The sequence below is a fragment of the Falsiroseomonas sp. genome, from assembly GCF_041690465.1.
In the GTDB taxonomy this organism is placed as follows: domain Bacteria; phylum Pseudomonadota; class Alphaproteobacteria; order Acetobacterales; family Acetobacteraceae; genus Falsiroseomonas.
In genome coordinates this window covers 48,101-70,395 of record NZ_JAWLHG010000004.1, presented here as the reverse complement: position 1 = coordinate 70,395, position 22,295 = coordinate 48,101, and the positions used below count along the sequence as shown (strand labels likewise).

Here is a 22,295-nt window from a genome sequence, read left to right as displayed (position 1 = left end):
GATTGATGCGCGCGGTGACAACGATGCCTTGCGGCGGCGGCGTCACGTATTCGCCGGGAACAGCATCTCCGCGAAGTCGAGCGCGAGCCGCGTAACCTCGCTCTCCCGTTCGGCGTTCCAGGCGAGCGCCACGCCGACGGCATGGATCGGGCCCTCCAGGTCCCGGAATGCCACGCCCGGCGGGCGCAGCCGCGCCATTCCCGCGCTGACCAGCGCGACGCCGAGACCCGCCGCGACGAAGCCGAGCTGCGCCATCGCGCTGCCGACTTCCCGCACCACGCGCGGCGTGAAGCCGGCGTCCCGGCAGGCGGCGACCATCGCATCCGAATAGGCCGGGCTGATGCCGCGCGGCAGGATCAGCAGCGGCTCGTCGGCCAGCAGCGAGAGCGGCAGCGGCGCGTTGCTGCCCGCCAGCGGATGCCCGCTCGGCAGCGCCGCGGCCAGCACGTCGCGGCCGAGCGGACGCAGCCTCACCGGATGTCGGTCGCGCTCCAATCGCAGCAGCGCGAGGTCCACGTCGCCGCGGCGCAGCGCCTCCACGGCGTCGGTGGTGTCGAGCTCGCGCACCGAGACGGCGGCATCGGGCCGTGCGGCCTGCAGCGCACGCACCAGCGGCGGCAGGTAGTCGAACAGCGCGGAGGTGACGCAGGCGATCGCCACCGGCGCACTGCGCCCGGCGCGCAGCTCGCGCGCCAGCGCCTCCAGCTCGCCGGCATCCTGCGCCAGGCGGCGCGCCAACGGGATCAGCGCCTCGCCCTCCCGCGTCGGGCGCGCGCCCTTGCCGGTGCGCTCCAGCAGCTGCACGCCGAGTTCCTTCTCCAGCGCCTGGATCTGCGCGGTCAGCGGCGGCTGGGAGATGCCGAGCCGCGCGGCGGCGCGGCCGAAATGCCCTTCCTCGGCGACGGCGAGGAAATGCCCGAGGCGGCGGACGAGGCGGAAGTCCATAGGCGCTCCGATCGGCGTCGCCGGGAATGCGGCGCGCCCGATACGAATTCCATATCGCACCGCTTGCCCAATCGGAATGGACGATCATGCGCCACGGGCGCAAAAAGCTCCCGCATTCCACACGGCAAGGACGAGGAAGAGACGTGAAGAAGCATCCGGTGAAGGTCCATCCCTCCAAGGCGCTGCTGAAGCGCGAGGACCAGCTCGCCTGGAAGATGGCGGCGGTCGCCACCGACAAGGTCGCCGTCCCGAAGGACGTGCAGGCGATGATCATCAACCGCATCATCGACAACGCCTCGGTCGCCATCGCCGCCATCAACCGCCGCCCGGTGGTCTCCGCGCGCGGCATGGCGCTCGGCCACCTGAAGCGGGACGGCGGCGCGAGCGTGTTCGGGGTGAAGGCGGCCACCACCGTCTCGCCGGAATGGGCGGCCTGGGCGAACGGCACGGCGGTGCGCGAGCTCGACATGCACGACACCTTCCTCGCCGCCGACTACTCCCACCCCGGCGACAACATCCCGCCGATCCTGGCGGTGGCGCAGGCGATGGGGCGCAGCGGGCGCGACCTGATTCGGGGGCTCGCCACCGGCTATGAGCTGCACATCGATCTCGTCCGCGCGATCTGCCTGCACGAGCATCGCGTGGACCACATCGCCCATCTCTGCCCGGCCGCGGCCGCCGGGATCGGGACGCTGCTCGGCCTGAAGCAGGAGGTGGTGTTCCAGTCCATCCAGCAGGCGCTGCACACCTCCATCTCCTTCCGGCAGAGCCGGAAGGGTGAGATCAGCAGCTGGAAGGCGTACGCACCTGCCCATGCCGGCAAGCTTGCGGTGGAGGCGGTGGACCGCTGCATGCGCGGGGAGGGCGCGCCGAGCCCGATCTACGAGGGCGAGGACAGCGTGATCGCCTGGGTGCTCTCCGGCCGGACCCAGGCCGACAGCAAGGGGCGCGGCACGGTGTACGACCCCGTCTACTACGAGGTGCCGCTGCCCGAGCCCGGCGAGCCGAAGCGCGCCATCCTGGACAGCTACACCAAGGAGCACTCGGCCGAGTACCAGTCGCAGGCGCTGATCGACCTGGCCTTCCGCATGCGGGAGAAGATCACGGACTTCGAGGCGATCGAGAAGATCACCATCCACACCAGCCACCACACCCACTACGTGATCGGCACCGGCGCCAACGACCCGCAGAAGATGGACCCCAAGGCCAGCCGCGAGACGCTGGACCACTCCATCATGTACATCTTCGCCGTCGCCCTGCAGGACGGCCGATGGCACCACGTGGACAGCTACGCCCCCCGCCGTGCCGGCCGCGCCGACACCGTCCGCCTCTGGCAGAAGATCGAGACGCGGGAGGATCCGGAGTGGACGCGGAAGTATCACTCACGGGATCCGGAGGAACTTGCCTTCGGCGGGCGGGTGGAGATCCGCTTCACCGATGGCTCCACGCTGGTGGATGAGCTCGGCGTGGCGAACGCCCATCCGAACGGCGCCCGCCCCTTCGCCCGCGAGCAGTACGTCAACAAGTTCCGGACGCTCACCGAGGGCCTGATCACCACGCGGGAGGCCAACCGCTTCCTCGCCGATGTGCAGGACCTGGCCGGCATCCCGGCCGGTGAGCTGCACGTGCTGAACGTGGCGCTGCCCGCCGGCACGCTGCTGGAGTCGAAGCCGGGCATCTTCTGATGGCCGGCGCCGGCAGCATCGTGATCCGGCCGGCGGAGCCCGAGGATGCGGCGGCGATCGCCCGCATCCTCCGCGCCTCGATCCGCGCTGCGATGCCCTGGCTGCCGGAGTTGCACACGCCGGAGGAGGACCTGGCCTTCATCGCGGGCCAGGTCCTGCCCCAGGCCGAGGTCTGGGTCGCCGGCAACCCAGCGCCCGTCGGCTTCGTCGCGCGTCGCGGGGAGTGGCTCGACCACCTCTACCTCGCGCCGTCGCGAAGGGGCGAGGGCATCGGCCGGGCGTTGCTGCTGCAGGCAATGGAGGGGCGGGAGCGCCTGACGCTCTGGGCCTTCCAGCGCAACCATGCCGCGCGGCGCTTCTATGAGAGACATGGGTTCCGCGCCGTCGCCTCCACCGACGGCGCGGGCAACGAGGAGAAGGAGCCGGACGTCCGCTACGAATGGCGGCGGCCGGCGTGAGGAAGGGGAACCGCCTGATGACCGAGACCGATACGCCCACCATCTACAAGGGCCTCGTCGGCGTCTATGCCGACGTCTCCGCCGTCTCCAAGGTGATGCCGGAGACCAACAGCCTCACCTATCGCGGCTACGCCGTGCAGGACCTCTGCGAAGAGGCCTCCTTCGAGGAGGTCGCCTACCTGCTCTGGAACGGCGAGCTGCCGACCGCGGCGCAGCTCAAGGCGTTCCAGGCCGAGGAGCGCGCCAACCGCGCCCTCTCCCCGGCGCTGCTGCGCGTGCTGCGGGAGTTCCCCCGGGACGCCCACCCGATGGACGCGATCCGCACCGCCGTCTCCTTCATGGGAATGGAGGATCCGGAGACGGCCGATGTCTCGGACGCGGCGCAGCGGCGCAAGGCGATGCGGCTGCTGGCCAAGCTGCCGACCGCGGTGGCGGCGACCAACCGCCTCTCCAAGGGGCTGGAGCCGATCGAGCCGGATCCCGCGCTGCCCTTCTGCGAGAACTTCTTCCACCTGGTGTTCGGAAAGGTGCCGCAGCCGGAGGTCATCAAGTCCTTCGACGTCTCGATGATCCTCTACGCCGAGCACACCTTCAACGCCTCCACCTTCACCGCCCGGACCGTCACCTCGACCGGGGCGGAGATGCACGGCGCCATCACCGCGGCGATCGCCGCGTTGAAGGGCCCGCTGCATGGCGGCGCCAACGAGGCGGTGATGCACATGCTGAAGGAGATCGGCTCGCCGGAGGCGGCGGAGAGCTGGCTCGAGGGCAAGTTCGACCACAAGGCGCTGGTCATGGGCTTCGGCCACCGGGTGTACAAGAGCGGTGATTCCCGCGTGCCGACGATGACCAAATACGCCGAGAAGATGGCGGAGGTGGTGGGCGACCGCCGCTGGATGGAGACCTCCCGCGTGCTGGCGGCGAAGATGCTCAGGGTGAAGAACATCCACCCCAACCTCGATTTCCCGGCAGGCCCTGCCTACTACCTGATGGGCTTCGACATCCCGATGTTCACCCCGATCTTCGTCTGCTCCCGCATCACCGGCTGGGCCGCGCATGTGCTGGAGCAGGCGGCGGACAACCGGCTGATCCGCCCGCTCTCGGTCTATACCGGGGCCGCGCAGCGACCGGTCGTGCCGATCTCCCGGCGCGGCTGAACGGCCGCCTGCGCCGCGCCGGGATGCACCGGCGCGGCGCTCTCCGGCGTCCCGCCAGGGCCGCGCGGAATGCTCCTGCCGCCAACCCGGCGACGAGGCGGAGAGCACGCTCCGACACGACGACACGCACCACGACGGACGACGACGAAGCGCGTCGTCGAACTTCGTGCGCGTCGTCGTGCACCGCCGATGCGATTCCGTTTGACAGTGTGCTTGCAGATGCACCACGAGAGAGTCGCACGCACTCGCTTGACGCGATTCGCGCGCTGAAGATCGAAGCCTCGATGTCCTGACCGGACGAGCAGGCGATCGAAGGAAGGCGAGCGACACGGCGAGGAGGCGCGCAGCAGGAAGGATCGGTCCATGGACCGCAGGCTCGGGGAGGAGGGAAGCATTCAACGCGCATCCTTCTCCGTACCGCCGCCTCAAGGCGGGAGAGAAGCCGGAGCAAGCGCCTCGCGTCGCACTGCGCGGCGCGCGTCGTCCCCGGCGCCTGTGTGGGAATGGACGGTGGCTTCCGCGGTCCGGCGCGATACGGGATCCGCGCCGACCGCCACGCCGCCACCCGACTGCGATCGTGGACGCCTCGCCCTGCCTACCGCGTCGGCGCGCCACCTACGGAACACCATCATCGGACAGACCAAGGACCTGACCTCATGACCGATATCGTCGAGACCACCGAGACCGAGGGCGCCGAGCCGCGCGCCCAGGCGATGGCGATGGCCGCCACCCGCAAGACGGCGAAGAAGCCGGCGGCGAAGAAGGCTGCGCCGAAGCGCGCCGCGGCGAAGAAGCCCGCGGCGAAGAAGGCCGCCCCGAAGCGGGCCGCCGCCAAGAAGGCCGCGCCGAAGAAGGCCGCCGCCAAGAAGGCCGCGCCGAAGAAGGCCGCTGCCAAGAAGGCCGCGCCGAAGAAGGTCGCTGCCAAGAAGGCCGCGCCGAAGAAGGCCGCCGCCAAGAAGGCCGCGCCGAAGCGGGCCGCTGCCAAGAAGGCCGCGCCGAAGAAGGCCGTTGCCAAGAAGGCCGCGCCGAAGCGGGCCGCTGCCAAGAAGGCCGCGCCGAAGAAGGCCGCCGCGGCGAAGGCCCCCTCTGCGCGCTCTGAGGCCGCGAAGAGGGCCGCCGCCACCCGCGCCGCGAACAAGGCCGCCGCCGCCGCTGCCGCCGCTTCGGCCGCACCGACGACCGACAGCGCCTCCTGACCTGACCGCCGATCCCGGCGTGGAGGGCGTCGTCCGCAAGGACGGCGCCCTTTGCGCGTCGAGTGTGTGCCATCACGCGCGCCGTGCCGAAGGCGCGCCTCCGCTGTGACGCGACCGCTCCGTGCGCGGGGCGCTTTGCGGCGCGAAGAGGTGCCCGGAGCGGTGCCTCAGCCGAAGGTGGCGAGCAGGTCGTCCACCTGCGCCGGCGTCAGGCGCCGCACGCCGGGCACGTCGCGCAGCAGCAGCGCCAGCCTTGCGGCCTCCTCCAGCTCCTCGCTGGCGTGCACGGCGTCCGCCAGCGTCTTCCCACTCACCACCGGCCCATGGTTGGCCAGCAGCAGCGCCTTGGCGCCAAGCGCCGCCTGGTGCACCGCAGGCTCCATCGCCGCGTCGCCGGGCCGGTAGTAGGGCACGCAGGGCAGGCGGCGACCGATGCGCATGACGAAGTAGGGCGTCAGCGGCGGGATATCGGCGTCTCCGCCCTCAGTCGTCAGGCAGGAGATCGCGGTGGCGTGGGTGGAGTGCAGATGCACCACCGCACCCGCCTCCGGCCGCGCCGTCAGCACGGCGCGATGCAGGAACACCTCCTTCGACGGCCTGTCACCCGACAGATGTGACCAGTCCGGCGCAAGCTTGCTGATGCGCGCGGGGTCCAGCCGGCCGAGGCAGGAATTGGTCGGCGTCATCAGCCAGCCGTCAGGCAACCGCACGCTGATATTGCCCGCCGTGCCGACCGAGTAGCCGCGGTCGAACAGCGACTTCGCCAGCGTGGCCAGCTCCTCCCGGATCGCGGCCTCAGACATGCTGGAACGCCTTCAGGAAGAAGTCGCGCGCCCCGAAATTCCCGCTCTTGAGCGCCAGGTGGATCGAGGCAGGCTCGGCGCCCCCCGCGAAGCGGGTCTCGGCAAACGTCCAGGGCACGCCCGGGTCGATCTCCGCGCCGATGCGCAAGGAGCGCACGCCGAGCCGCTGCACGACCGCGCCCGAGGTCTCGCCGCCCGCCACCACCAGTCGCTTGACGCCGCGCGCAACGAGGCCCTCCGCCACCGCGGCAAGTGCGTGCTCCACCAGCGCGCCGGCGGCATCGCGGCCGAGCTTCGCCTGCAGAGCCGCGACCTTCTCGGGCGGCGCGCTGGCCGCGACGACCAGCGGGCGCGCCGCATCCAGCTTGCCCTCCGCCCAGCGCAGCGCCTCGGCCGCCAGCGCCGCCGCGTCCGGTGTGGCGAGCGGATCGAGCTCCAGCACCGGCACATGGTCGCGGGCGAAGCCGATCTGGCCGAGTGTCGCGCGCGAGCACGAGCCGGCCACGACCGCGCAGAGGCCGGAGGCAGCCGGCAGCGCCGCCGCATCGCTGCGCGCCGGCAGCAGACCGGCACGGCGGAAATTCTCCGGCAGGCCCATCGCAACGCCGGAGCCGCCCGTGACCAGCGCATGGCTGGCGACTGCCTCCCCGATGGCGTGCAGATGCGCGTCGCTCACCGCATCCACGATCGCATAGCGGCGCCCGCTTTCGGCGAGGCGCGTCATCTCCCGCCGGATCGCCGCGGCGCCGTGCTCGACCACGGCGAAGGGGACCAGCCCGACGCCGCCCTCGGTCTGCCGGCCGAGCACGCGCACCAGGTCGGGGTCGCGCATCGGCGTGAGCGGGTGGTTCTCCATCCCGCTCTCGCTCAGCAGGCGGGAGCCCACGAAGAGGTGCCCCTGGTAGATGCTGCGCCCATTGGCCGGGAAGGCCGGGCAGGCGATCGCGAAGCCGCTTCCCAGCCGCTTCAGCAGAGCATCCGCGACCGGGCCGATATTGCCTTCGTCGGTGCTGTCGAAGGTCGAGCAGTATTTGAAGAAGAGCTGCTTCGCCCCGGCGGCGAGCAGCGCCTCGGCCGCCGCCAGGCTCTCCGCGACGGCCTGGCCCACCGGGGCGGTGCGCGATTTCAGCGCCACCACCACGGCGTCAGCCTCCGGCAGGGCGCCGTGGGGGACGCCGATCACCTGCACCGTCGCCATGCCGTTCTTCACCAGCATGGAGGCGAGGTCGGTGGCGCCGGTGAAGTCGTCCGCGATGCAGCCGAGCAGCAGGGGCATGATGGCTTCCGTGTGGCTAGAGGGGCGTGCCGTCCTTCCGGCTGTAGCGCCACCTTCCGTCGCTGCCCATCTCGGCGTGGAGGTCGTCATCCGGATAGACCACCCGATCGCCGGGCGAGCGATCACCGATCTCGAGGTACAGCACATCCCGGTCGGTGAGGTTCACCAGGCAGTGCGCGTCGCCGGTGCCGGCGCGGAAGCCGGCGCACATGCCGGGGCTGAGCGGCGTGTCGCCGGCATCGGTGCGCAGCGTCGGCGCGCCTTCGAGGATATAGACGAACTCGTCCTGCGTCGCATGCGCGTGGCGCAGCGCGGAGGCCGCGCCCGGCGCCAGGCGCGTGAGGTTCACGCCGAAATTGACCAGGCCGAAGACGTCGCCCAGCACCTGCTTCTCGCGGCCCGCGACCTTGCGGCGCAGATCCTCCGGATAGCCGGAGGGGCCCCTCGAGGGTGCATCGCTGGCCAGGATGGCGATGGGCTTGTCCGGCATGGCTTCCTCCCGGTGGGCTCAGCGCGGCGGCAGGCAGAGCATGTCGGCGTGCCCCACCCGCACCGAGAGCCGAAGGTCGCGCGCCTGGCCGGCGCGGTCCAGCATCCAGCGCGTGATCCGCCGCGCCTCCCGCCGCTCCTGCCGCATCGCTGCCTCGGCATGGCCGTCGGAGAGGGCAACCGCCATGGCCGGCGCGGTGCGCGGCACCACCCAGTCGGAAGGCGCACGAAGCACCTCGTAGCCGCGCGTCCCAAAGGCGGCCTCGATGGCGGCAGGCGCCTTTGCGCCGAGCGCGATGCCGGAAAAGCCCTTGTCGCGCGCCTGGTCGCGGGCGAAGCCGCGCGCCACCAGCGCATCGCCGCGTTGCGGCGGCGTGAAGCGCTCGCGCCCCGTCACGTTCAACGCCGCGTAGAAGGGCAGGCGGTGTTCGGCGCAGGCATCGGCGATCTCCCCGATCCAATCCTCGCTGACCAGGTCGCAGAGCGCGGTGTTCACCACGGCGTCAACGTTGTGCAGCGGCAGGTTGTCCGGCGCCTCCCGCAGGTCGGCGACCAGCCCCTCGACGCGCCAGGCGCCGCGCGGGCTGTGCACCAGCAGCGTCCGCTTGCCTGGCCAGGTGACGCCCCAGCCCGCCGCGCTCGCGCGATCGGCGATGGTGTCGAAGGCGCGCTCGATCAACCCGGCATCGGCATCCACCAGCGTCCAGGCCTGCGCCCGCCCGATGAAGTGGCCGAGCCAGCGCAGCAGGGAGCCGGTGCCCGCGCCGAGGTCGAGGATGCGCGGCCGCGCCGGCAGACTCTCTGCGAGCCGCATCGCCAGCGCCGGGTTGCGCGCCCTGGCATCGAAGGGCTCGCGCAGGTCGAGCCAGTCGCCATCGAAGCTCTCGGCCATCAGCCGCGCTCCAGCTCGGCGACGAAGGCCGCGGCGCGGTCCTCCCAGCGCGGCAGCTTCTGGCCGGCCGACCACGCGGCCTCCGCCATTCCGGCGCGCAATTCGGTGTCGAAGACGACCCGGCGCATCGCCTTGCCGAGCGAAACCACATCGCCCGGCGGCGAGACCACGCCCGCCTCCACCGGCACCAGCTCCGCCAGCGCGCCGCCGGACGCCACCGCCACCGGCAGCCCGCGCGCCAGCGCTTCGGCCACCGCCATGCCGTAGCCTTCCCAGTGACTGGCCAGCGCGAACACATCGGTGCGCTGCCACAGCGCCTCCAGCGCGGCGCCGTCCACCTCGCCGGCGAAGGTCACGCGCTGGGCGATGCCAAGCTCCTCGGCGAGGGCCGAGAGGCCGTGCGCATAGACGGGATCGCGCGCGCCGCCGGCGATGGTGAGCGTCCAGTCCAGGTCGAACAGCGTTGCCAGGGCGCGTAGCAGCACGTCATGGCCCTTGCGCGGAATCAGCGAGCCGAGCGCCAGGATGGCGCAGCCCACGCCGCCCGAGCCGGGGCTGCGCGGCGCCGGATCGGTGCCGGGTTCCACCACGCCGATCCGTGCGGGATCCACCTCGAACTCCGGCGCCAGCCGCCGTGCGGTGAGCGGGCTGGTCGCCACCAGCCGCGCAAGGCGGGGGAACAGCGCGCGCTCCGCCTCGCGCAGCGCATCGCGCACCGGGCCGGGATTGCCGTGCTCAAGGGCGGTGGGGTGATGGATCAGGCCGATGGCGCCGCGGGCGGCGAGGTCCTCCGCGAGCGGCGCGAAGGCGGGCAGGCCGAGCCCGTCCACGACGATACGTGTCCCCTCCGGCACGGCGGCAAGCGCGGCGCGCGCGCCCTCGGTGGCGGCATCGTCGGGCAGTGGATGGCGGCCGGGGAGTTCCACCACCTCCACCCCGTGCCCGAGCGCGCGCAGCCCCCCGACCAGCCGGCGGTCGTAGATGTAGCCGCCGGAGATGGTGTCGAACGGGCCAGGGACGAGCAGCGCGACCCGCATGCTCAGACGAGGCCCTCGAAGGCCGCCCAGGCGACGTGGCTCTCGCGCAGCAGCACCTTGATGACCGTCACGCCCTTGCCCCCGTCGCCGAGCCGCCCGTCGCGGCAGGCCTTGGCGAGCTCCTGCTGGATGTGCAGGCAGAGATACTCCGTCGTGGTGTTCTTGCCGGCGAAGAGCGGTTCGGCATCGAGGTTGCGGTAGTCGATCGGGGCCAGCACGGCGCGCAGCACGTCCTTGGCCAGGCCGATGTCGATCAGCAGGTGCAGGTCGTCGAGCTTCGGCGCGCGGAACTCCGCCTCGACGATGAAGGTGGCGCCGTGCAGCCGCTGCGCCGGGCCGAAGGCCTCGCCGCGGAAGCTGTGGGCGATCATGATGTGGTCCACGACGGTCAGGCTGAACATCGGCGGCGCGCTCTCACTCTATATATGTGTGTGTCATGGCGGCCCGCCCGGAGCGGGCCGAGGCCGCGAACGCGGCCCGCGCGTTGTCGCGCGAAGCCAAGGCGGCCGGATGGCCGCCGCCCGGCGTCTGAGGGGCATGAAGGCGAAGCGTTCATGCCGAGGCGAAATTGACGACGGGGCAGAGAGGTTGGGGCTCGCCCGGTTTCGGCAACAGCACCGATCCGATCCGCGCCGGCAATTCCGCGAAGGGCAGGTCGGGGCCGAGCAGCATGTCGAGCCGCGCATCGTCCAGCAGCGCCAACGCCAGCGCCAGCCGCTCGCCATGCGTGCGCCGCCCGCGCATCGCCGGCGCGACCGCGCCCACCTGCGTCGAAACCAGCGAGAGCCGCTTCGCATGGAAGGCCTCGCCGAGCGGCAGTTCGCAGGCGCGGTCGCCGAACCAGGAGGCCTCGATGATGCGTCCTTCGAAGCCGCACTGCGCAAGGGCGAGGCGCAGCCCCTCCGCGCTCGCCGAGGCGTGCACCACCAGGTCGCGATCCGCCGGCGCCTCGCCCGGCGCGCAGAAGCGGGCGCCGAAGGCTTCGACGATGGCGCGGCGGGACTCGTCGAGGTCGCAGACCGCGAGGTCCACGCCCGGGATGCGCGCCAGCAGGAAGGCGACCAGCAGCCCGACCACCCCGGCGCCCACCACCAGCGTGCGCTCGCCCACCAGTGGCCGCGCATCCCACAGCACGTTGACGGCGGTTTCCATGTTCGCCGCCAGCACCGCGCGACGATCCGGCACGGCGTCGGGGATGGGGATGCACATCGCGGCGGGCGCGACGAAGGCATCGTGGTGCGGATGCAGGCAGAAGACGCGGCGATGCAGCAGATGCGCCGGCCCCGCCTTCACCTCGCCGACCGCGGCATAGCCATAGGAGAGCGGGAAAGGGAAGTCGCCATGTTGCAGCGGCGCACGCATGGCGGGCCATTGGCTCCTCGGCACGCGCCCGGTGAAGACCAGCCGCTCCGTCCCGCGCGAGATGCCGCTCGCCCGCGTCACCACCAGCGCCTGCTCGGGGCCGGGCACGGGCAGGTCGTGCTCGCGGATCTCCGCGACCCCGGGTGCGACCGTCCAAAGCGCCTTCGCCCGCATCACGCACACACCTTCGGCTTCGCGCGGTCGAGCGCAATGTCGCACAGGATGTCCTCGCCGAGCGGCCAGACCTTCCAGGCGACGCGCAACCCATCGGCGATGCGCGCGGCCTCCGGCAGGGTGAAGGCGGGGATGCCGGAGCCGAGGATCACCGGCGCCACCGTCAGATGCAGCCGGTCCAGGCAGCCCGCCGCAAGGAAGGCCGAGACCGTCTGCCCGCCGCCCTCCACGAAGATGCGCGAGAGCCCGCGCGCGCCGAGCGCGGCGAGCAGGGCCGGCAGGTCGAGGCCGCGCGTGCCGCGCGGGATGCGCAGCACCTCGGCCCGGCCGTGCGAGGGGGGGCCGTCCACCGCGCTGACCAGCAGCGTCGGCGCTTCGCCATCCTGGAAGACGCGGTGCGTGGCGGGCAGGCGCCGCGCCGCATCCAGCACCACGCGCACCGGGTTCGGCCCGGCGACCTCCCGCGTGGTCAGCCGCGGATCGTCGTGCCGGATCGTCCCGGCGCCGACCAGCACGGCGTCGCAGAGCGCGCGCAGGCGATGGGTGTGCAGCAGGTCGCCCGCGCCGCCGATCCATTGCGAGGATCCGCTGTTCGTCGCGATCCGGCCATCCAGCGTCTGCGCCAGCCGCCCGACCACGCGGCAGCCATCGGCGGCCGCGGGCGGCGCCAGGACGGGTGCGAAGAGTTCGCCGAGCGGCGAGGACGGCAGCGGCCCGCCATGGCGCGCCGCGAGCAGCGCGGTCCAATCCTCGTCCTGCGGTGTCGGGTTCTGCATGCGGCGGCAGCTATGCCGAAGCGCCGCGCCCTCCGCAACTTCGGCGGGGTCCGTTCAGGCGCGCGACAGCACGGAGACCGGCGCGCCGACGCCATCGCGGAGCCGCCCGCGCGCGCCATAGGTGCCGGGCCCGGTCGGCCTGGCGGCGCCGGCGATGGTCTCGATCACGCGGGACTGCAACTCGATGGCGCGTTCCAGCAGGCGGCGGTTCTCCGCCGTCAGGTCGCGCAGGCGCAGCGCGATCTCCTCCGCCCGCATGCGATCCGGGCCTTCGGCGCGGCTGCCGGTGCGGTTCGCAGCGTCGAAGGCGGCGGCGAAGGCATCCGCCGCCTGCCGCTTGGTGACGGCGAGGTCGCCGGCGGTGGCGAGGTCGAGCCTGGCCAGCGCCTCGTTCTCCGCCCGCAGCGCCTCCATCAGGCGTTGCGCGGCGAGCATCAGCGGTTCGATCATGCGGGTTCTCCTGCCCTTTCCTGGGCGCGCAGCAATTCGCGGTACACCGCCTCGCCGATGCCGAGCCCGCCGGCGCGGGCCAGGTCGCGGGCGATGGCGTCCACCAGCATCGGGCGCCACTGCGCTTCCGCCGCGCCGCCGCCGAAGGGGCCATCGGTCGGCACGCTGGCGAAGACCGGCTGGAACATCGCCGCGACGGCCTGCGCCTCGAAATCCCGCGACAGGCGGCGCAGCGTGGCGGGGGTGGCGGCGGCCGCACCGGCGGTGGCCGCGGCGAGGGACATGGTCATCGCACCTCCAGCTCCGCCTGCAATGCGCCGGCGGCCTTGATGGTCTGCAGGATGGTGATCAGGTCGCGCGGGCCGACGCCGAGGCTGTTCAGCCCGCGCACCAGTTCGTCGAGCGTCACCGCGCCGCGCAGCACGCCCATGCGGCGCTCGGCCTGGTCGTCGACCTCGATGTTGGTGCGCGGCGTCACCACGGTCTCGCCATTGGCGAGCGCGTTGGGCTGGCTGACCTGCGGCGTCTCGGTGATGCGGATGGTCAGGTTGCCCTGTGCGATCGCCACCGTGCTGATGCGGACATTCGCCCCCATGACGATGGTGCCGGAAGCTTCCTCGATCACCACGCGCGCCACCTGGTCGGGCTCCACGCGGAGCTGCTCGACCTCCGCGAGGAAGCCCATCGCGTCGCGGCCGACCAGGCTGAGCTCCACCGTGCGCGGATCGGTGGCCTGGGCCGCGGGGCTGCGCGCCATGCGGTTGATCGCGGCGGCCATGCGGCGCGCGGTGGTGAGGTCCGGGTTGCGCAGCGACAGGCGGATGCGGTCGCCCTGCGCGAAGCGGAAGGCGACCTCGCGCTCCACCACCGCGCCGCTCGAGATGCGGCCGGCGGTCGGCACGCCGCGGGTGACGCTGCCGCCGGCGCCGCGCGCGGCGATCGCGCCGGTCGCGACCGCGCCCTGCGCCACGGCATAGACCTCGCCATCGGCGCCGAGCAGCGGCGTGACCAGCAGCGTGCCGCCGGTGATGTTGCTGGCATCGCCCAGCGTCGAGACCGCGACATCGATCCGGCTGCCCGGCCGGGCGAAGGGCGGCAGGTTGGCGGTGACCATCACCGCCGCGACATTGCGCGTATCCAGCCGCGATTCCTGGTCGCGCGTGTTCACCCCCAGCCGCTCCAGCACGCCGATCAGCGACTGGCGGGTGAAGGGGGCGGAGCGCAGCCGGTCACCGGTGCCGTTCAGCCCGACGATCAGGCCGTAGCCGACCAGCTGGTTGTCGCGCACGCCCTCGACATCCGCGATGTCCTTGATGCGCACCTGGGCCGCGGCGGGATGGGAGGAGAGGAGGATGAAAGCGCCGAACAGCAGCCGCGCGATCTTCGCTGCGACCTGCCGCACCGGTTTCGTCATCCTCGGGCAAGGATTTTCCGCCACGCTCTCCTCCGTGCCGTGCGGCCCTTCGGCCGTGTGGTGGAGTGGATGGCAAGTGGCGTGCCAGCCCCCGGCAGGGTTTCGACCGGCAGGGCTTGCCGGGCCGGGGCAGGGACTGCCGTCGAACGGCAGGGATCGCAGGAGGCGATGGGATGAGCAGGGTCGGCGGGATCACGGGTGGCACGCCGCCGCTCCGGCGGGCGGTTCGGACGGGCGCCGGCTTCGCGCTGCCGGACAGCGCCGCCGCACGAGAGGGCGCGGCCACCGCGGCTGCCGGCAGCGTCTCCGCGCTGCTGGCGCTGCAGGAGCAGGGCGCGCCCGTCGAGCCGCCCGGGGAGCGTGCCGCGCGGCGCGGCAATGCCGCGCTCGACGAGCTGAACGGATTGCAGCTCGACCTGCTGCGCGGGCGCGATGATCCGGAACGGCTCGAACGGCTGGCCGCGCTGGCGGGCGGCGCGGAAGCGGTGGCGGATCCGATGCTGCGCCGCACACTGCAAGAGATCTCACTGCGTGCGCGGGTGGAGCTTGCACGGCGTCGCGTTGCCTTCGCGTCAGGAAGATGAAAACAGGCGAAGATCAGGAACTTGCTGTTAACGAGGGGCTTGTCTCCGCCCCAATGCCGCCACTATGGTCCGGCCGCTTTCGCTGGCCGGGCGCCGGGCCATGGCCGGAGGGGGTTGGGGAAAATGGTGCCATGCTCGTGACCTTGCCGCCGGACTACAAACCAGCGTCAGCCGAAGAGTTCATGAACCCCCTCCAACTCGAGTATTTCCGCCAGAAGCTCCTGCGATGGCGCAGCGATCTTCTGCGCGAGGCGGGCGAGACGCTGCACAGCCTGGGCGAGGGCGGCATCGCCGAGGCGGACCTCACCGACCGTGCCAGCGTCGAGACCGACCGTGCGTTGGAACTCCGCACCCGCGACCGTGCGCGCAAGTTGATCTCCAAGATCGACCAGGCGCTCGAGCGGATCGAGAACGGCACCTACGGCTATTGCGAGGAGACCGGCGAGCCGATCGGCCTGCGCCGGCTGGAAGCGCGCCCGATCGCCACCCTTTCGATCGAGGCGCAGGAGCGGCACGAGCGCATGGAGCGCGTGCACCGCGACGACTGAGTCACTGCGCCGCCGCGGGCGCGGCCAGCGGTTTGCGCCGGCCGGGCGGCTTCCGCGGCGTCGCGCGCTTCGCGGGCGGCTGGCCTGGGCCGGCATCCTTCGGCGCGGCAATCGCCGAAGCGTGATCGGGGGCAGGTGTCGGCACGCGGGGCGTGTGGCCGTCGAACACGAACCGCGTCACCCGGGACGCCCAGAACTGCAGATGCGCCGCCATCGCCGCGCCATCCTTTGCGGCCAGCGCACGCTCGCGCGCCGCCGCAAAGGCGGCCTGTTCGGGCGGCGGCACGGCGGGCAATGCATGCGCGAATCGATCCTCCAGCCAGGTCTCGCCTTCGGGGGCGGGCGCGTCGCCCAACGCCTCGATGAGGGCGCGCGCGGCATGCGGCGCACCGGTGGTGGCGGCGAGCAGCAGCAGCGCGGCCTCGTAGCTGCCGGCCTTGCCGCCGGAGAGCACGAAGCCGCGGCGCTCGGCTGGCGAGAGGCTGGCCTTCAGCAGGCGGTAGAGGTTCGCGAATCGCTTCGCCCGCCGCGGCGAGGCACCGACCGCCGCGGCCAGGCCGAGCAGGCATTCGCGCTCCGCCTCGCCCAGCGCGAGGGCCTCCGCGGCGGCCTGGGTGTCGGCGACGGTGACCTTCGGCGCCACCCCGCCGGGCGTGGCTTCGGGCTGCATGGCTGCGGCCTCGGCCTGCTCGGCGGCGGCATCCTTCCCCTCGGGCTCGTCAGGGGTGCCGCCGCCGCCTCCGGTCTGCTGCACGCCGGCCGGCGCTGTGGCCGTGGCCGAGGACACCGGGCCAACCGCCGATTCCAGCAGCCGCCGCCCCGCCCCGGCATCCATCGCCGGCAACCAGAAGGGGATCTGAAAGACCTTCTCCAGGTAGTCCATCGGCGAGGCGATGCCCGGCGCGTAGCCGAGTTGCAGCGGATAGCGGTCACGCAGCGCCTGCGCGACCCAGCGCACATCCACGCCCACCACCACCACGAACAGCTTGAAGGCGAGCAGCAGGTGCACCGCCTCCAGCACTTCCACCACGCGCGCCGGCGGGCAGCGGTCCAGGTCATCTATATAGAGCACGATGCGCTGCACCGGCGCCTCGCCACGCAACTCCGCCTCCCGCGGGTGCACGCCGCGCAGGATGTCCTCGAGCCGTTCGAGGTCGCTGCGGATGGTGTGGATCAGGCCGAGGTGCCGCTGGTAGTCGCCCTCCGCCAGGCGCTGCGCGACGAAGCGCTTCAGCCGCTCCGGGGAGGTCGCGGCGGTCAGCTCCTCCTGCGCCTTGGCCACCGCGACGCGTGCCGCTTCCAGCTCAGCGCGGCGGCGCGCGGCTTCCGCCTCCGCCTCCGCGGTGGCGCGGCGGGCGGCGAGCAGCTCGGCATCGCGCGCCGCGAGCAGGCCGGCCTGCCGCGCCTCCACCCGCTCGCGGATGCTGCCGAGCACGGCGAAGGCGCGCGTGGCGTCCGCCAGGTGCCGGCGCGCCCAGCCGAGGGCAGCGGTGGCCGCGCCAAGCAGCGGCGCGAGCAATGCCGCCGCACCGGTGATCCAGGCGGCGATCGCCGCACCGTGCCGTTCCAGCAGGAGTGCGACGACCAGCAGCGCGAGCAGCACGGCCACGCCGCTCAGCGCCGTCTTCAGCAGGCCGCCTTCCGGCAGCCGCGCATTGGCCAGCCAGCTCAGCAGCGACAGGCCACGATCGGTGCTGGCCTTCGCCTCGTCCAGCAACTCGCGGATCTCGGCGACCTTCACCCGCATCGCCGCTTCCGTCGCGGCGCCGGCTTCGGCCGCCGCCTGCAGCGCCGGCACCTGCGCGGCGAGTTCCCGCCGGCCGAGATACTCGGCAGCCTGCTGCACGCTGGAGCCGACGGTGCGGATCCACGCCTTGGGATCGGTGCCGTCGCCGGCCGGGCGCAGCGCCGCCAGCGTCTCCTCCTGCACGCCGCGCAGGATGTCGGCGGCGGTGGGGATGGTGTCCTCGCGCGTCCTGCGCGTCTCGGCCTCCTCCTCGGCCTTTGCGAGGGCGGCGCGCGTCTCCTCCAGCCGCTGCTCGGCCTCGCGCAGCTTCGCCTCCGCCTCGATGCGCGCGGCCTCGTGCAAATGGAGCTTGTCGAGCACGTCCTGGAAGGGCGAGCGGTCGGCCTCCGGCGTCATCGCGCGTTGCAGGCCGACCAGGATGGCGTGCACCAGGCTCGCCCAGAGGTTGCCTTCGGCGTAGTGCCAGGCGTTAAACTCGATCTGCACCACGCGGCGGAGGAAGGGGGAGGGCGCCTGGGTCGCATGGGCGGCGATGCCGGAGGCTTCGAAGTCGCGCACAGCGGCGCGGATCATCGCCATGAAGTAGGACTTGCCCGATCCCCAGGAGCCGAACACCGCGATGGAGAGCGGCGGCCGCTGGTCGCCTGCCGAGATCAGCGCGCCGATGGCGTCCGCGTAGCGCCGCAGGTCGAGGCTGTCCTCGGCGCGCGGATCGTCGGGGATGGTGTCGGGCCGCGCGACGGCGATCAGCCGCGTGCCGCCGCCGATCAGTAGCCGGTGCCAGGCTGCCTGGTCGTCGCTGCCGTGCCAGCCGGCGATGACGCGCGCGAGCGCCTCGCGCAGCCTCTCGCTGTCCACGCCGAATTCGCCGAGCCAGCTGCCGGACCCGCTCAGCCGGTCGGTTCCGTCGGGTTCGCTGACCACGGCCGCGACGAGGTGGCGGGCGCCGACGACGGTGCTGCCCGACATGCGCTGCGCGACCTCGCGTGCGGTTTCCAGGATGCGCTGCGCATTCTGGCTGAGCGGCGGCCAATCGGTGGTGGCGGCACGCGCCGCCTCCGCGAGGTCCGGCAGGTCGAAGGCCTGCCCGCGTTGGCGACGATAGGCCGAGCCCTCGTCCTCCGCCCCGATCATGCCGCGCAGAACCTCGGCTTCCACGGTGTCGGGCGGGTCGAGCTGCGGCACGGACTCGACCACCGCGACGAGCAGGGCGCGGCTGTCGATCAGCGGGCGGCGCTGACCGCGACGGCGGGCGGCGAGGGCGAAGGCGATGCGCAGCATGCGTCCGGCGCCGCGGTCGTAGGCGGGCAGGTCGCCGGGCTCCGGCTCGACCCAGGCGGGCCGCGTTAGTAAGGCGGCGATGCGCTGGCCAGGCGGGGCACTGAGCCGCCAGCTCTCGGCCTGCATCCGGTGCGCCTCCGGGATGGTGAGGAGATAGCTCGCCATGATGTCCGCTGGCGTCACCATTGCCGGCGCGGTGCCGGAGGCGCCGGCGCGGTAGCCGGCATCGTGCAGCACATTCGTCGCGGAGACGGAGAGAAGCGGGCGACCACTCGGCCATCCCTGCAACTCGCCGGACGCCACCTGCGCCGTGATCTGTTCCGCGACGTCGCGCGGCAGGCTCTTCTCACGCAGGATCCTGTCCACGCGCAACGCACGGTTCGCCTCCACATGCCATGCCGGCGCTGTGCTGACGGTGACGCCCGAAGCGAGCGTCTGCGCCGGCAAATCCAGTCGCGCGAAGAGCAGCCCAAGCAGCAGCGTCGTGTAGCTGACGAAAACGTCGTCCGGCCCTTGCGCGCCGAGATGCGCGGCCAGCCGCACGACCTCCGTTGCCGCCGCATCGAGCGGAACGGGGATTTCGGTCGGCGCGCCCGGCGGAGCATCCATGCCCCTGGCCTCCGTGCTGGGGAGGTCAGGCTAGCAACGGCAGGTTGCGGATACCAAGCGCCTTCGCGCGCGTCTCAGCTGGAGAGGTCGGGCGGCGTGTCGTCCAGCGCCGCCGGCGGCTGCGCCAGCTTATCGCGCTTCAGCAGCCCGGCGTCGTTCTCCGCCACGCGGCCCACGCGATTGTCCACCGGCCAGATCGCAAGTTCCTCCTCCGGGCAGGGGACCAGCAGTTCCAGCAGGTCGGCCGGTTCCGCGGGCTCGGCGCCGAGCCAGGCGTCCCACGTCTCTGGTGCGAGGATGACCGGCATGCGATGATGCACCAGCGCCTGCTTCGGGTTCGCGTCGGTGGTGATGACGGTGAAGGTGCGCAGCCACTCGCCCTCCGGCGACTTCCAGCCTTCCCACAGCCCGGCGACGGCCATAGGCTCGCCGGTGGCGAGCGCCACGGCGAAGGCCTGCCGGCTGCCATCCTCTGCCTTCCGCCATTCGTAGAAGCCGTCCATCGGCACCAGGCAGCGGCGCTTGGCGAAGGCATCGCGGAAGGACGGCTTCTCGGCGATGCCGTCGGCGCGCGCATTCATCAGCTTCGCCGCGTCCTTGGTGTCCTTCGCCCAGCGCGGCACTAGCCCCCAGCGCAGCGCATCGAGGTGCCGCTCGCCGCGTTCGGGATGGCGGCGGACCACCAGAGAGGTCTGCGTCGGCGCGACGTTCCACGATGCCGCATGGTTCGGCGTCGGGTTCACCGTCTCGAAGTAGCGCGCGAGTCCCGCCGGGTCGCGCTGCAGGAAGAAGCGGCCGCACATGCGGGCAGCATATGGCCCATCAGGCCGCCGAAGGAACCTCGGGGCCGGCCGTTCAGGCCATCTTCGCCTTGGCCGCCTCGGCAACCCTGCCTGCATCGGGCGCGCCGATGCGCCGGTAGCGTGCCTCGGCGAACTCGAAGGCGCCGAATGCCGCGAGACCGGCGGCGACGAGGCCGAACAGCGCCTGCCCGAAAGGCTGCGCCTGCAGCGAGGCCAGTGCGCCGCCGAGGCCACGCGCCTCGCTGGCGTCCGACTGCCAGGCGGCAAGCAGGAGGAAGCCGCCGATCACCAGGAACACGATGCCGCGCGCGACATAGCCAACGCGCCCCAGCGTCGTCACCCAGCGCGGGGCGTCCGCGGCAAGATGCTGCGTGAAGGAGGCGGTCCAAGCCTTGTAGCCCATCCCCAGGGCGGCGCCTGCGACCGCCAGCCCGACGCCGCCGACCAGCCAGCGACCGAAGGGCTGCGCCAGCAGCCAGGCGGTCCAGTCCCGCGCCGACTCCTCGCCGCCCTCCGTACTCCCCTGGCCCCAGCCGAAGAGGAGGCTCAGCGCGAAGACGCCGAGGCCGACATAGATGACGGCCGAGACGGCCTGGCCGATGCGCAGCACGATCGCCTTCGCGTTGGTGCCACGCTCATCCGCATCGAGCAGGGATTGGAAGGCACGCCACATGGCAAAGCCGAACAGGCCGAGCGCCACCACGCCGAGCAGGACGGCGCCGGCCGGCTGGGAAAACAGGGTCTGCAACGCGCCTTTCGACCCGGTGGCACCGCCGCCCCGCCCCAGCGCGGCGAGCAGGGCGAGCACGCCGATGATGAGGCTGACGGCGCCGCGCGCCGCATAGCCGAGGCGCGCGAGCAGTTCGAGTCGGTTCCGCCGGGCCGCCATGAACGCTCCTGATGAGGTAAACGTCGCCTCCACGGAACGGGTTTGGGGCCGCGGAGGTTCCGCGCGCCTGCCCCGGCCCCTCAGAACGGCAGGACGATATCCAGCAACTCCTGCCCGACGCGCGGTCGCTGCACGTCGCTGACGGTGCCGCGGCCGCCATAGGCGATGCGCGCCTCGGCCAGCCGGTCATGCCGCACGGTGTTGTCGCTGCCGATGTCCTGCGGACGGATGATGCCGCTCACCGTCAGGTCGCGCAGCTCGCTGTTCACCCGCACCTGCTGGCGGCCGGTCACCACAAGATTGCCGTTCGGCAGCACCTGCACCACCGTCGCGGCAACGCGCATGGCGACCGTCTCGGTGCGCCGGATGCTACCGGAGCCGGAGGTGGTCTGCGTGCCGTTGGTCTCGACCAACCGGGTCGGGTCCACGGTGTTGGGCAGCAGGCGCGTGATGGAGCTCTCCAGCCCGAACAGGCGCGGAAACCCCATGGTGTCGTTGCCCTGGCGCTCGCGCTCGGTGCTGTTCTGCAGCTGCGCCTGGTCCTGGATCGAGACCAGCACCGTCACCAGGTCGCCCGGCTGCGCCGCGCGCTGGTCGCGCAGGAAGGTGCGGCTGCCGGGCCGCCAGAGCGAGTTGCCTGTCCCGCCGGGCGCATGCGCCGCCGGCATCGGCATGCTGACGCGGCGCCAGTTCGGGTCCGCGGTCGGGTTCTCGATGGCGGCCAGCGCCGGTGGCCGGCCGAGCTCGCTCATCCGCTCGCAGCCGCCGAGCGCGACGGCGGCGAGCACCAGCAGCAACATCCTCATCGCGCACCTCCCACGCGCACCCGTCCGGGCGCGACCACTTCCGCCTGCACGACGACGCGGCTCGACAGGTTCATCACCGGCACGCCGGTGCCGCGCGCGGCGGAGTCCATCGCGCGGCCCTGGGCGGTGAGCATGATGCCCGGCCCCTCGTAGAGCATCGTCACGGTCTGACCGCGCTCCACCATCGCCGGCCGCGACAGGTCCGCCAGCATCAGCGGCTGCTCCGCCGCCGCCGGGCGGCGCAGTGCCTGGCCGACCACGCCATCCATCGCCTGCGCGGCACCCGGCCGCAGGCGCGAGGCCGGCACGCGGATCAGCCGTACGTCGTTCGCGCGCACCACCTCGCCGGGTGACATGCGGCGCGCGGCGACCAGCATCGGCACCGTCTCCACCACGCGGCCGGCGAGGCGCAGGCGCTGCGTCGGCATGCCCTCCGCAAGCAGCGCCAGCGTCGCCGCGAAGCGGCCGCCATCGGCATCGAGGATCGCGCCCTCCACCACCACGCGGACGAAGGCGCCCTCCGGCACCATCGGCGGCGTGAAGCCCGGGATGTCGAGGTCCATGCCCTCTTCCAGGCCCTGGTCGCGCAGCGCGCCGCGCAGCGCCAGCAGCACCTCCTCGCGTGCCAGGGCGCGGCCGGGGCGCTCGATGACCACGCGCTCCGCGCCGCCGGCGGGACGCCAGGCGATGCGGTTGGCGCGCGCGATGGCCAGCAGCTGCGGCGCCTCCACCACCAGTCGCGTGCCGGGCGGCGGGGCGGGGCCGAGCACCTTCTCGCCACGCTGGCCGAGATTGTCGAACAGGTCGGAGAGCCGGACCATCGGCTCCTCCACGACGGCGAGGGTCCGCAGGCTGGCCGGCTCCGCACGCGCCGGCGCCGCGAAGGCAAGCAGCAGAAGGAGAAGGATCCGCAT

At 72.5% G+C, this 22,295-nt stretch carries 23 protein-coding genes; 6 read left to right on the top strand and 17 right to left on the bottom strand.

The window, feature by feature from the left end; all coding sequences use genetic code 11:
• Positions 1-42: 42 nt before the first annotated feature.
• Positions 43-945, bottom strand: coding sequence for a LysR family transcriptional regulator (locus tag ACESM1_RS06130; RefSeq protein WP_372618710.1), 903 nt, complete (start codon positions 943-945; stop codon positions 43-45).
• A 143-nt stretch (positions 946-1,088) separates the two neighbouring features.
• On the opposite strand from ACESM1_RS06130, the gene ACESM1_RS06125 reads away from it, so the two are divergent.
• From ACESM1_RS06125 to ACESM1_RS06110, 4 genes are all read left to right on the top strand, one after another.
• Entirely contained in the window at positions 1,089-2,630 is a 1,542-nt protein-coding gene (locus tag ACESM1_RS06125; protein WP_372618708.1) for an MmgE/PrpD family protein, read from the top strand.
• Complete coding sequence (locus tag ACESM1_RS06120; protein ID WP_372618706.1) at positions 2,630-3,088, top strand: GNAT family N-acetyltransferase; 459 nt, start codon at positions 2,630-2,632, stop codon at positions 3,086-3,088. The genes ACESM1_RS06125 and ACESM1_RS06120 overlap by 1 nt, the downstream gene beginning before the upstream one ends.
• 17 nt (positions 3,089-3,105) lie before the next feature.
• The gene (locus tag ACESM1_RS06115; RefSeq protein WP_372618704.1) at positions 3,106-4,245 is read left to right on the top strand and encodes a bifunctional 2-methylcitrate synthase/citrate synthase; all 1,140 of its coding nucleotides are present in this window, start codon (positions 3,106-3,108) and stop codon (positions 4,243-4,245) included.
• A 656-nt stretch (positions 4,246-4,901) separates the two neighbouring features.
• Entirely contained in the window at positions 4,902-5,441 is a 540-nt protein-coding gene (locus ACESM1_RS06110; protein WP_372618702.1) for a histone H1-like repetitive region-containing protein, read from the top strand.
• A 167-nt stretch (positions 5,442-5,608) separates the two neighbouring features.
• Here ACESM1_RS06110 and ACESM1_RS06105 read toward each other — a convergent pair whose 3' ends face one another.
• From ACESM1_RS06105 to ACESM1_RS06055, 11 genes are all read right to left on the bottom strand, one after another.
• A complete protein-coding gene (locus ACESM1_RS06105) occupies positions 5,609-6,244 on the bottom strand; it encodes an aldolase (protein ID WP_372618700.1) in 636 nt (211 codons plus the stop codon).
• Positions 6,237-7,520 (bottom strand): 3-oxo-tetronate kinase, encoded by a 1,284-nt coding sequence (otnK, locus tag ACESM1_RS06100; RefSeq protein WP_372618698.1) that lies wholly within the window; start codon positions 7,518-7,520, stop codon positions 6,237-6,239. The genes ACESM1_RS06105 and otnK overlap by 8 nt, the downstream gene beginning before the upstream one ends.
• Before the next feature lie 16 nt (positions 7,521-7,536).
• Positions 7,537-8,010 (bottom strand): cupin domain-containing protein, encoded by a 474-nt coding sequence (locus ACESM1_RS06095; RefSeq protein WP_372618696.1) that lies wholly within the window; start codon positions 8,008-8,010, stop codon positions 7,537-7,539.
• An 18-nt stretch (positions 8,011-8,028) separates the two neighbouring features.
• Positions 8,029-8,901 carry a class I SAM-dependent methyltransferase gene (locus ACESM1_RS06090; RefSeq protein WP_372618694.1) on the bottom strand — a complete coding sequence of 291 codons (873 nt, stop codon included), beginning with the start codon at positions 8,899-8,901 and terminating at the stop codon, positions 8,029-8,031.
• Complete coding sequence (locus ACESM1_RS06085; protein ID WP_372618692.1) at positions 8,901-9,938, bottom strand: glycosyltransferase family 4 protein; 1,038 nt, start codon at positions 9,936-9,938, stop codon at positions 8,901-8,903. Before ACESM1_RS06085 ends, ACESM1_RS06090 begins: the two co-directional genes overlap by 1 nt.
• A 2-nt stretch (positions 9,939-9,940) precedes the next feature.
• Positions 9,941-10,339, bottom strand: a complete 399-nt coding sequence (locus ACESM1_RS06080) for a 6-pyruvoyl trahydropterin synthase family protein (protein WP_372618690.1) — start codon at positions 10,337-10,339, stop codon at positions 9,941-9,943.
• A 151-nt stretch (positions 10,340-10,490) separates the two neighbouring features.
• The gene (locus tag ACESM1_RS06075) at positions 10,491-11,474 is read right to left on the bottom strand and encodes a zinc-dependent alcohol dehydrogenase (protein ID WP_372618688.1); all 984 of its coding nucleotides are present in this window, start codon (positions 11,472-11,474) and stop codon (positions 10,491-10,493) included.
• Complete coding sequence (locus tag ACESM1_RS06070; protein WP_372618686.1) at positions 11,474-12,250, bottom strand: RibD family protein; 777 nt, start codon at positions 12,248-12,250, stop codon at positions 11,474-11,476. The genes ACESM1_RS06075 and ACESM1_RS06070 overlap by 1 nt, the downstream gene beginning before the upstream one ends.
• Positions 12,251-12,304: 54 nt before the next feature.
• Positions 12,305-12,700 (bottom strand): hypothetical protein, encoded by a 396-nt coding sequence (locus tag ACESM1_RS06065; RefSeq protein ID WP_372618685.1) that lies wholly within the window; start codon positions 12,698-12,700, stop codon positions 12,305-12,307.
• Positions 12,697-12,990 carry a rod-binding protein gene (locus tag ACESM1_RS06060; protein WP_372618683.1) on the bottom strand — a complete coding sequence of 98 codons (294 nt, stop codon included), beginning with the start codon at positions 12,988-12,990 and terminating at the stop codon, positions 12,697-12,699. Before ACESM1_RS06060 ends, ACESM1_RS06065 begins: the two co-directional genes overlap by 4 nt.
• Positions 12,987-14,114 (bottom strand): flagellar basal body P-ring protein FlgI, encoded by a 1,128-nt coding sequence (locus tag ACESM1_RS06055; protein ID WP_372618682.1) that lies wholly within the window; start codon positions 14,112-14,114, stop codon positions 12,987-12,989. The genes ACESM1_RS06060 and ACESM1_RS06055 overlap by 4 nt, the downstream gene beginning before the upstream one ends.
• A gap of 173 nt (positions 14,115-14,287) precedes the next feature.
• Between ACESM1_RS06055 and ACESM1_RS06050 the strand changes: the two genes are divergently transcribed.
• Together ACESM1_RS06050 and dksA are read left to right on the top strand one after the other, a co-directional pair.
• A complete protein-coding gene (locus ACESM1_RS06050) occupies positions 14,288-14,698 on the top strand; it encodes a flagellar assembly protein FliX (protein WP_372618680.1) in 411 nt (136 codons plus the stop codon).
• 131 nt (positions 14,699-14,829) lie between these two features.
• The gene (gene dksA, locus ACESM1_RS06045) at positions 14,830-15,246 is read left to right on the top strand and encodes an RNA polymerase-binding protein DksA (protein WP_372618678.1); all 417 of its coding nucleotides are present in this window, start codon (positions 14,830-14,832) and stop codon (positions 15,244-15,246) included.
• A gap of 1 nt (position 15,247) precedes the next feature.
• Here the strand turns inward: dksA and ACESM1_RS06040 are convergent, their stop codons facing one another.
• The 5 genes from ACESM1_RS06040 to flgA all read right to left on the bottom strand — a co-directional run bounded on the left by ACESM1_RS06040 (position 15,248) and on the right by flgA (position 22,295).
• On the bottom strand, positions 15,248-18,883 hold the full coding sequence (locus tag ACESM1_RS06040) for a P-loop NTPase fold protein (protein WP_372618677.1): 3,636 nt from the start codon (positions 18,881-18,883) through the stop codon (positions 15,248-15,250).
• A 74-nt stretch (positions 18,884-18,957) separates the two neighbouring features.
• Positions 18,958-19,686 carry an SOS response-associated peptidase gene (locus ACESM1_RS06035; protein ID WP_372618675.1) on the bottom strand — a complete coding sequence of 243 codons (729 nt, stop codon included), beginning with the start codon at positions 19,684-19,686 and terminating at the stop codon, positions 18,958-18,960.
• 52 nt (positions 19,687-19,738) lie between these two features.
• A complete protein-coding gene (locus ACESM1_RS06030) occupies positions 19,739-20,575 on the bottom strand; it encodes a DUF1206 domain-containing protein (RefSeq protein ID WP_372618673.1) in 837 nt (278 codons plus the stop codon).
• Positions 20,576-20,655: 80 nt separating this feature from the next.
• Complete coding sequence (gene flgH / locus ACESM1_RS06025; protein ID WP_372618671.1) at positions 20,656-21,381, bottom strand: flagellar basal body L-ring protein FlgH; 726 nt, start codon at positions 21,379-21,381, stop codon at positions 20,656-20,658.
• Positions 21,378-22,295 (bottom strand): flagellar basal body P-ring formation chaperone FlgA, encoded by a 918-nt coding sequence (gene flgA / locus ACESM1_RS06020; protein ID WP_372618669.1) that lies wholly within the window; start codon positions 22,293-22,295, stop codon positions 21,378-21,380. The genes flgH and flgA overlap by 4 nt, the downstream gene beginning before the upstream one ends.